Source organism: Paenibacillus sp. MZ04-78.2 (assembly GCF_024213375.1).
In the GTDB taxonomy this organism is placed as follows: domain Bacteria; phylum Bacillota; class Bacilli; order Paenibacillales; family NBRC-103111; genus Paenibacillus_G.
This window is the reverse complement of the sequence record NZ_JANAVJ010000081.1, coordinates 1-8,260: the sequence shown is the minus strand read 5'-3', so window position 1 is coordinate 8,260 and position 8,260 is coordinate 1. Positions and strand designations below refer to the sequence as shown.

Here is an 8,260-nt window from a genome sequence, read left to right as displayed (position 1 = left end):
AGCCAGGTATCCAATGGCCTAGCATGCCTGCTGCTGCAAGGATTCAAGCCGATTTTTGATCTGCGAAAGTTGAGTTAGGAAGTACTACTTGCATAAAGGAGAGTATCAATTAACCCTTGGATTCATTGACGAGGGAATCCAAAGCATCATGAAAAGTATGGACATATATGGGAAAATTAACGCATTTCAGGAAAGAGAAAAATGTAAGAATAATATTGTTAATTATTGCATAAAAAGTAGAAAAACAATAGAATTAAAAGATTTGGTTCTCATGAAAAAAGTATATAATCTTGTAAAACAATACTGAAAATTAATATGGTTTTGCAAAACAGGTGCTAATTGGTGCCTGTTTTTTCATTCCGCCATAGCGAGTAAATGATGATTATAAGGAATAGCTGATATGCTATTTTTGTAACATTTTGATCCGAAAGGTGGATTTTCCCATGGGTGAATTAGTATCCAGAAAGGAGGATTATGCCCGATACGATATTAACCATTTCAGCGATGAAGCATTAACCAATGCCATGAAAAACATACAGAACCAAATGGAAGAAGCCGTACAGCAAGGCGAGAGTTTAACGAGTGAATATATGGTCCAATTGAGCCAACAACTAGATACATACGTTTTAATTGCTCAAATTAGGAAAATGCGGCGTGCAAACGAGAAATCGTTATTGTTTGAGGTGTGATTGATGCAAGATAACAGAAGAACGGGAATTGTCAGGGTCGTAGACAATTTTGGGAGAATAGTAATCCCAACGGAGGTTAGGCGTGTTTTGAATCTTGAGCCCAATGTCAGGACAGAGTATTTCTATGACGACGAGAAAAAGACGATCATCGTATATAAATATCCAGCAGAAGAATGTTTGTTTTGTTCGGACAAGCAACAACTCATTTATTTCAAAAGATTTAATATTTGTATGCCATGTATTCAAAGCCTTCCGTCGCTTCAAGTTTTCCTTGAAAGGGTGGAACGCGAACGAGCGAATGAGGAAAAAAGAACACTTACACAAGAGAAAAGAATCACACCAAGAAGGAAAAAGGCATTGGATCTCCTGCATCAAGCAATGAAGGAAAACCCCAGGGCATCGCAAAAGGAACTAGCCAAAATTTTAGGATTTTCAGAAGCATGGGTCAGTAAATTGATTAGGAATCAGGCAGATTCATAAAGTGCTAACTCTTTGTAAGGGGGACGAATTTTCATCCTCCTTTTTTGATTTGAATAAGAAGATCAACGTACTTGTACAAAACTCGCTGTAATCTCATACACTTTCATCAATAGCATTCTCCCTTAATTTGGTATAAACTATAGATGAATACACCTGAAGGAGTTGTTACAATGAAACTCATGGCGAAAATTTTGTTGGTAGCAGTATTCATACTTATTTTTGTGGGGGTAGTGCATTTCATCACCTCCCAGCTTTGATTGATTAATAGTTACTGGTTATAGAAGGGCACTCAAACCTATCTTGAGGAGTGGGTTGACAATATGAAGAAAATCTTACTTTCTATACTTTTAATATTAATATTGATCATAGGGGGGATATATGGCTATATTCAAATTAAATTAAATGATCTCGAAAAGAAAATGTTACTGTATCTTGTTGAAACAAAGCATTATAAAGAGTCAGATATTTTAAATATTAAAGGGAAGTTTGGGAAAATGCCTACATATGTAATAAATGTTGTTTTTAAAAATGAACCAGAGGTCACGTATAATTATACTTTGAGAGATGATCAGCAGTGGATTCAGCTCGGACCAAGTGATGGGGATATAGAAAGAAATAAGTATACGCACATTGATGAAAAGCGACTAAAATAGATAGTATAAAATATGGATACTTACGGTTCTGCCGAAGAATTCGTCTCCGTTGAAATGCTACCTGATTTAATCCATGTAGGAAGTGTGAATGGTACAAAAGGCTATGTGCTGAGAAAAGACATTGACGGTGAACAACCAAAATCACCCGCGGAAGCCATTTCACTACAGAACAGTAGATCGCCAAGTGGTCGTGATGTCCCGCTGTATGACGTTGACGGTGAAACCGTAATTGGTGTATTTCATGTCGGAGGAAAATAATGTTATGACTGGCGAAGCAACGAACGCCTTGGCCAGAAGATATAGCGTACCGTATATTTGAATCCCTCTAATTGTTTAGCGGGTTTTTTATGAAGTCGTCTCACATAAAAAAATAATTCAGGATGGTATTGACGGCTCGCCATAAAAGCGTTATCATCAGATTAAAGATTTGCCAACGATGGCATTTCGGGGTGGAGTAGAGAGAGATGAACAGAGTGACGATCAAAGACGTTGCCGAAAGAAGCGGAATTTCAATCCGCACTGTATCGCGTGTCATCAATGATGACCCGAACGTAAAGAAGGAGACACGCATCAAAGTTCAAGCCATTATTGACGAACTCGGGTTCAAAGTGAACATGGTTGCGAGAAGCTTGAAGGAGATGAAGACGAATCAAATCGTCATTTTCATCGATCGCCGGAAAGGCATGTATTGGGGAGCCTTCCACAATGAAATTCTTCATGAATTGCATCGTTCGATGAAATCAAGAGGGTACCGGATGGTGATCTCCGCCTCCTCGCCCGACAGTTTCGAAGAGGATGAGAACGACGGCTTTTACCTTGTGAAGCACGGATTGTGCGATGGCGCCGTTATTTTCGATCCGAACATTGGCGATAAACGGATCACTTACTTAAAAGAGAAAGCGATTCCATTTGTCATTATCGGCAAAGATAAAAGCAACTTCGAGACCTCTTATGTTGATCTGGATAACAAATATGCCGGCTACTTAGGTGCAAAGTACATCTATGATCAAGGCTGGGAGAACTTTGCGTTCCTGCTGGGCAGCGAAAAATCCGTCACGAATCAGGAGAGGGCCAAAGGATTTCAGCAGTATTGCGAGGAGCACCATCTCCAGAATCCGATCATTTTCGGGCTTACCGATTTGGAATCAGCGCATCGCGAAACTGCAAAGCTGCTGGCCGACCGGAAAAGAAAAGCGATTTTCATCTCCGGAGACGAACGCGCGCTAGGCGTGTATCGGGCGATTATGGAGCAGGGGTTGAAGGTAGGGAAGGATATCGGTGTGATCGGTATCGATAACCTCCGAATGGGAGAATTTCTGTTTCCCGCTTTGACTACGATCGGGCAGCCCAAGCAAGAGATTTCGGAACTGGCGCTCGATATATTGGTAGACCAGATTCATAGCAGCAAGACCTTAGCCAAACGGATGCTGATTAGCCCTTCCATCGTAGAGAGGGAGTCAATGAAGAGTTGAGGTTAAAGTCTTGCCTCTTCTTCCACAATTTTGCCAACGATGGCAATCGTTTGGATGATAAAGTTAAATAGGCATTATAAATGAACTCATTTATAGTGCTTATCTATAAAAACCACACTTTAGGAGGAAATTGACATGAGTTTTTTGAAAATTAACGAAGAGGTTAGAACAGCTTTGGCGGAAAATAAACCGATTGTGGCTCTCGAATCGACAATTATTTCTCATGGCATGCCTTACCCGTCCAACGTGAACATGGCGCTTGAGGTAGAACAGTTGATCCGTGAGAACGGGGCTGTTCCAGCTACGATTGCCATTTTGGACGGAAAAATTTGTGTCGGGCTATCCAAAGAAGAGATCGAGCGCTTGGGAACGGACAAAAATGTTTTTAAAGCCAGTTTCCGCGATTTGCCTAAAGTGATTTCCGGCAATCTTGTCGGCGCCACAACGGTAGCGACAACGGCTTATGCGGCAGAGTTGGCCGGCATTAAATTTTTTGCCACCGGCGGTTTGGGAGGAGTTCATCGCGGGGTCAATGAAACCTTCGATATTTCCGCCGATTTGACAACGATGGCAAACTTGAATACTTGTATCGTTAGCGCAGGGGTCAAGTCCATTCTCGATATTCCGAAAACGATTGAATATTTGGAAACGATCGGTGTTGCCGTGTACGGTTTCGAAACAGACCGCTATCCAGGGTTCTATGTGCGTGATTCCGGGTATTCGGTCGAAAAAATCGGGATGCAGCAGTTGATTGATCTGCTGAAGGTGAAGGAGCAATTGAACGTGAAAGGATCGGTTTCCGTATGCGTGCCGATTCCTGTAGAAGCGGAGCTGGACCCGGCATTAGTCGAGAATACGATTACCGCCGCGCTTGAAGAAGCGGGACGCTCAGGCATTAACGGCAAAGAGGTAACACCGTTCCTGCTTTCCAAAATTAAAGAATCGTCAGGCGGCAAGAGCTTGTCTTCCAATATTGCCCTCATGAAAAATAATGCCAAAGTAGCAGCTAAGATTGCATCCGCCTATTTTAGCCTATGATTACCGTCATTGGAGATTTGCTAGCAGATATTATTGTGAGCAAAGGCGCAACGAACTTTGCTACGGACACGGACGGTTCTATCGACATTTGTCCTGGCGGACAAGCCAATAACGTAGCGGCATGGATTGCGCATGAAGGCGTTGCAAGCCGACTGATCGGAAAGGTAGGAGATGATCCCTTCGGGATCTATCTCCTCGATCAAGCGAAGAAGCAAGGAATCACTTGCGCGGTTTCGGTGGACCCGAATGCCCCAACTGGCAAAATCATCATTTTGGTCGATCAGGAGACCGGAGAGCGTTCGATGATCCCCGACCGGGGCGCAAACCTGAATTTATGCGAGAGCGACATTCACGGCGTGGAAGACAGCGATATTTTATATTTATCCGGATACAGCTTCTTTGAAGAAATGACCCGCAAGGCCATCATCGCGGCCAAGAAAACGGCGATTTCCAAGGGGATTCCGGTAGCGCTCGACCCAAGCTCAACCCACTTTTTGCGGGTTTGCAAAGACGATTTCCTGCGGTTTCTGGATGGCGTTACGTTTCTCATTCCCAATTACGAAGAGGGCGTGCTGCTGACAGGAGAAACAGATCCGCATCGTATTTTGGCGGCTCTTCAAGAGCTTGTGCCGTGTCCGGTTCTCAAGCTGGGGGCGGACGGTTGTATATTTTATGAGAATGACGTATGTGTGAAGCTGCCTGCACCGAAGGTAACGGCGGTAGATGTGACAGGAGCCGGGGATTCATTTATCGGGAGCTTCCTGGCAACGTATGCGACAACGAAGGACATGAGGAAATCGGTGGAAAGAGCTATCGAGATATCTTCCCAAGTCGTCACGAGAATCGGCGCACGCCCCTGCTGACGACTAGACGCAACGAAACGAATGATGATGACGCTGTTTTGCAGACGCTAACTTTACTACACAAAGGAAGTGTTTTTATGAAAAAAATGGCTGGATTACTGGCGGTAATGGTTTTTGGAAGCGTTATACTTTCCGGTTGCGGCGCGAAAGGGAATCCTTCTCCATCTGATTCCGGATCGACCTCCAAGCAATCGGAGCAAGCGACCAAGCGAATCGGCATGGTGACCGACGCTAGCGGCGTCAACGACAACTCCTTCAACGAAGGCGCTTGGAACGGGCTGCAGCGTTTGCAAACGCAAAATGAAGACAAAGTCAAGGTCAAATATTTGGAAAGCAAGTCGAACGCCGATTATGAAACGAACATGAACCAATTCGTTCAGCAAGGCTGGGATTTAAAATTCGGCATCGGCTTCCCGCTGGAGGATACGGTGAAGAAGGTGGCGCAGGCGAATCCGAAATCGCTTTTTGCGATTATCGATTCCAACCTCGGCGGTAAAATTCCCGACAACGTGACGGCCATAACGTTCCGCGAGGAGCAAGGCAGCTTCCTCGTCGGCGTCATTGCCGGATTAATGACCAAAACCAACAAGGTCGGCTTTATCGGCGGGGTCGATTTCGCTGTCATCAACCGTTTTGAAAGCGGTTTTAAGGCAGGAGTGAAGACAGTCAATCCCAAAGCGGAAATCACCAGCGTCTATACGAACTCTTTCTCGGCGCCGGATTTAGGCAAGCAAACGGCCGCTACCATGTATGACAAAGGCGCGGATATTATTTTCCACGCATCTGGCGGCACCGGAGACGGGCTGTTCAACGAGGCGAACGAGCGCAAAAACAACGGCCAGAACGTATGGGCCATCGGCGTGGATAAAGACCAGTCCCAAACGTTCGGCACGAAAGCCGTATTAACGTCGATGACCAAACGGGTGGACAACTCTATTTTTCAAGTTTGCGAACAATTCATCAAAGGTCAATTTAACGGCGGCAAGGAAATCGAATTCGGCTTAAAGGATGACGGCGTGGGGATTGCCCCGACATCGGATGTCAATGTTCCCAAAGAGATATTAAATAAGGCCATGGAATACCGGCAGCAAATTATTGACGGCAAAATAACGGTACCGCGGACAAAGGAAGAGTTCGAGAAATTTAAGCCTTAACTATTCATTTGCGTAGGCGATGTCGTCAAGGGGGGCGTTAGGTTGGTCTATCAGCCGTTGCCCCCTCCATATCAATTAACAACGCAGATGCAAAATCGGGAGTGATACGGATGGCCATTGCCGTAGAAATGAGAAATATTACGAAACGTTTTCCCGGCATTACTGCCAACGATAGCATCTCGTTCAAAGTGCAAAAAGGCGAAATCCATGCCTTGTTGGGAGAAAACGGCGCGGGGAAATCGACCCTGATGAACATTTTGTTCGGGCTCTACGAAGCCGATGAAGGCGATATTTTAATTAACGAAAACCGGGTCAGCATTACAAATCCCACGGTGGCTAACGAGCTGGGCATTGGCATGGTTCATCAGCATTTTATGCTGGTCGAGAAATTTTCGGTGCTTGAAAATATTATTCTCGGCTCGGAGCCGCGCAAAGGCATAAATGTCGATTATTCGAAAGCGAAAAAAGAGCTGGAGCAGCTTTCCGCCAAGTATGGCCTTAAAGTACAGCTGGACAGACGAATACGGGATATATCCGTTGGCATGCAGCAGCGCGTCGAGATTTTGAAGACGCTTTATAGAGGCGCGGAAATCATTATTTTCGACGAGCCGACCGCCGTTCTAACCCCACAGGAAATTCATGAATTGTTGAATATCATGCGCAATCTCGTCAAGGAAGGCAAATCCATCATCCTGATCACGCACAAATTGAAAGAGATTATGTCCATTTCCGATACCGTAACTATTATTCGTCGCGGGAAAGTGATCGATTCGGTAAAGGTGAAACAAACGACGGAGCACGAACTGGCGGCCAAAATGGTCGGACGGGAAGTATCGTTATCAATAGACAAAAGCGAGCGGCAAACCAAAGAGCTTGTGTTGCAACTGAAAGATGTGGAAGCGAACGACAATCGCGGCCTTCGCGCCTTGAATAAATTGACGTTAGACGTATATGGCGGCGAAATTGTCGGTATAGCCGGGGTGGACGGCAACGGGCAATCGGAGTTGATCGAAGTGATTACAGGGCTGCGCCGAACGTTGTCGGGGGAAATTGCATTGCATGGACAGAGCATTGCGAACATGCGCGCTCGCGAAGTGGCCGGGAAAGGGGTCGCGCACATCCCCGAAGATCGTCAGCATAGAGGGCTTGTCCTTGATTTTACCGTCGCGGAAAATATCGTTCTGAACAGCTATTATAAAGCGCCGTACAATAAGCGCGGTTTTCTCGATTACGATGAAATCTATGCTCATGCTGAGCGTTTAGTTGATAAATACGATATCCGCACGCCAAGCGTACAAACGACAACCCGCGCACTTTCCGGTGGAAATCAACAGAAGGCGATCATCGCCCGGGAAATCGTCAGCGATCCGAAGCTATTGATTGCAGCGCAGCCTACCCGCGGGGTGGATGTTGGCGCGATCGAGTTCATCCATCGCCAGCTTGTGGAGCAGCGGGACATGGGGAAGGCCGTGCTGCTCGTTTCCTTTGAGCTGGATGAAATTATGAATTTGTCCGACCGGATTGCCGTGTTGTTCGAAGGAGAGATTGTAGGAATCGTGGACCCGAAAAATACGACCGAACAGGAATTAGGCCTGCTGATGTCCGGCCAAAGAAGGAAGCGCGGTGAACGGGAATGAAGTGGTTCGATCGGATGAACAGAGGAACTATCGGCATATCGCTCCTATCGGTATTGCTCGCTTTGCTGTGCGGCGCTGTCATTATGCTTCTCGGCGGATACAATCCCATAAGCGCCTACGCCGCGTTTTTTGAAGGCGTTTTCGGCACCCCTTATTTATTTGGGGAAACCGTGCGACAAATTACGCCGCTTATTTTCACGTAAGCGTCAAATCCTCCACACCTAGAAAAACGACGGGATTCATGAGATCATATACGTAACTGATTACGACGCAC

At 45.7% G+C, this 8,260-nt stretch carries 9 protein-coding genes and 1 pseudogene; all 10 read left to right on the top strand.

Annotation, left to right across the window (positions count from 1 at the left end; genetic code table 11):
* The first annotated feature begins 443 nt into the window (after positions 1-443).
* On the top strand, positions 444-689 hold the full coding sequence (locus NLX71_RS25685; RefSeq protein ID WP_254366621.1) for a Spo0E family sporulation regulatory protein-aspartic acid phosphatase: 246 nt from the start codon (positions 444-446) through the stop codon (positions 687-689).
* Positions 690-692: 3 nt separating this feature from the next.
* Positions 693-1,169 carry an AbrB/MazE/SpoVT family DNA-binding domain-containing protein gene (locus tag NLX71_RS25680; protein WP_254366620.1) on the top strand — a complete coding sequence of 159 codons (477 nt, stop codon included), beginning with the start codon at positions 693-695 and terminating at the stop codon, positions 1,167-1,169.
* 320 nt (positions 1,170-1,489) lie between these two features.
* Positions 1,490-1,822, top strand: a complete 333-nt coding sequence (locus tag NLX71_RS25675; RefSeq protein ID WP_254366619.1) for a DUF3139 domain-containing protein — start codon at positions 1,490-1,492, stop codon at positions 1,820-1,822.
* A gap of 12 nt (positions 1,823-1,834) precedes the next feature.
* Positions 1,835-2,080, top strand: a complete 246-nt coding sequence (locus tag NLX71_RS25670; protein ID WP_254366618.1) for a hypothetical protein — start codon at positions 1,835-1,837, stop codon at positions 2,078-2,080.
* A gap of 206 nt (positions 2,081-2,286) precedes the next feature.
* Positions 2,287-3,294, top strand: coding sequence for a LacI family DNA-binding transcriptional regulator (locus tag NLX71_RS25665; protein WP_254366617.1), 1,008 nt, complete (start codon positions 2,287-2,289; stop codon positions 3,292-3,294).
* A gap of 135 nt (positions 3,295-3,429) precedes the next feature.
* The gene (locus NLX71_RS25660; protein ID WP_254366616.1) at positions 3,430-4,332 is read left to right on the top strand and encodes a pseudouridine-5'-phosphate glycosidase; all 903 of its coding nucleotides are present in this window, start codon (positions 3,430-3,432) and stop codon (positions 4,330-4,332) included.
* Positions 4,329-5,195, top strand: coding sequence for a carbohydrate kinase family protein (locus NLX71_RS25655; protein WP_302058450.1), 867 nt, complete (start codon positions 4,329-4,331; stop codon positions 5,193-5,195). The genes NLX71_RS25660 and NLX71_RS25655 overlap by 4 nt, the downstream gene beginning before the upstream one ends.
* 77 nt (positions 5,196-5,272) lie before the next feature.
* Positions 5,273-6,349: a BMP family ABC transporter substrate-binding protein gene (locus tag NLX71_RS25650; protein WP_254366614.1), complete on the top strand. Its 1,077-nt coding sequence runs from the start codon at positions 5,273-5,275 to the stop codon at positions 6,347-6,349.
* A 110-nt stretch (positions 6,350-6,459) separates the two neighbouring features.
* Entirely contained in the window at positions 6,460-7,986 is a 1,527-nt protein-coding gene (locus NLX71_RS25645; RefSeq protein WP_254366613.1) for an ABC transporter ATP-binding protein, read from the top strand.
* Between the two features lie 14 nt (positions 7,987-8,000).
* Positions 8,001-8,186 (top strand): annotated as a pseudogene (locus NLX71_RS25640) (ABC transporter permease); the annotation flags it as partial.
* Positions 8,187-8,260: the final 74 nt, after the last annotated feature.

Coding starts and splice junctions, on each gene's coding strand:
- NLX71_RS25670 (WP_254366618.1), top strand. CDS start 1,835: ATGGATACTTACGGTTCTGCCGAAGAATTCGTCTCCGTTGAAATGCTA.
- NLX71_RS25685 (WP_254366621.1), top strand. CDS start 444: ATGGGTGAATTAGTATCCAGAAAGGAGGATTATGCCCGATACGATATT.
- NLX71_RS25655 (WP_302058450.1), top strand. CDS start 4,329: ATGATTACCGTCATTGGAGATTTGCTAGCAGATATTATTGTGAGCAAA.
- NLX71_RS25675 (WP_254366619.1), top strand. CDS start 1,490: ATGAAGAAAATCTTACTTTCTATACTTTTAATATTAATATTGATCATA.
- NLX71_RS25680 (WP_254366620.1), top strand. CDS start 693: ATGCAAGATAACAGAAGAACGGGAATTGTCAGGGTCGTAGACAATTTT.
- NLX71_RS25645 (WP_254366613.1), top strand. CDS start 6,460: ATGGCCATTGCCGTAGAAATGAGAAATATTACGAAACGTTTTCCCGGC.
- NLX71_RS25665 (WP_254366617.1), top strand. CDS start 2,287: ATGAACAGAGTGACGATCAAAGACGTTGCCGAAAGAAGCGGAATTTCA.
- NLX71_RS25650 (WP_254366614.1), top strand. CDS start 5,273: ATGAAAAAAATGGCTGGATTACTGGCGGTAATGGTTTTTGGAAGCGTT.
- NLX71_RS25660 (WP_254366616.1), top strand. CDS start 3,430: ATGAGTTTTTTGAAAATTAACGAAGAGGTTAGAACAGCTTTGGCGGAA.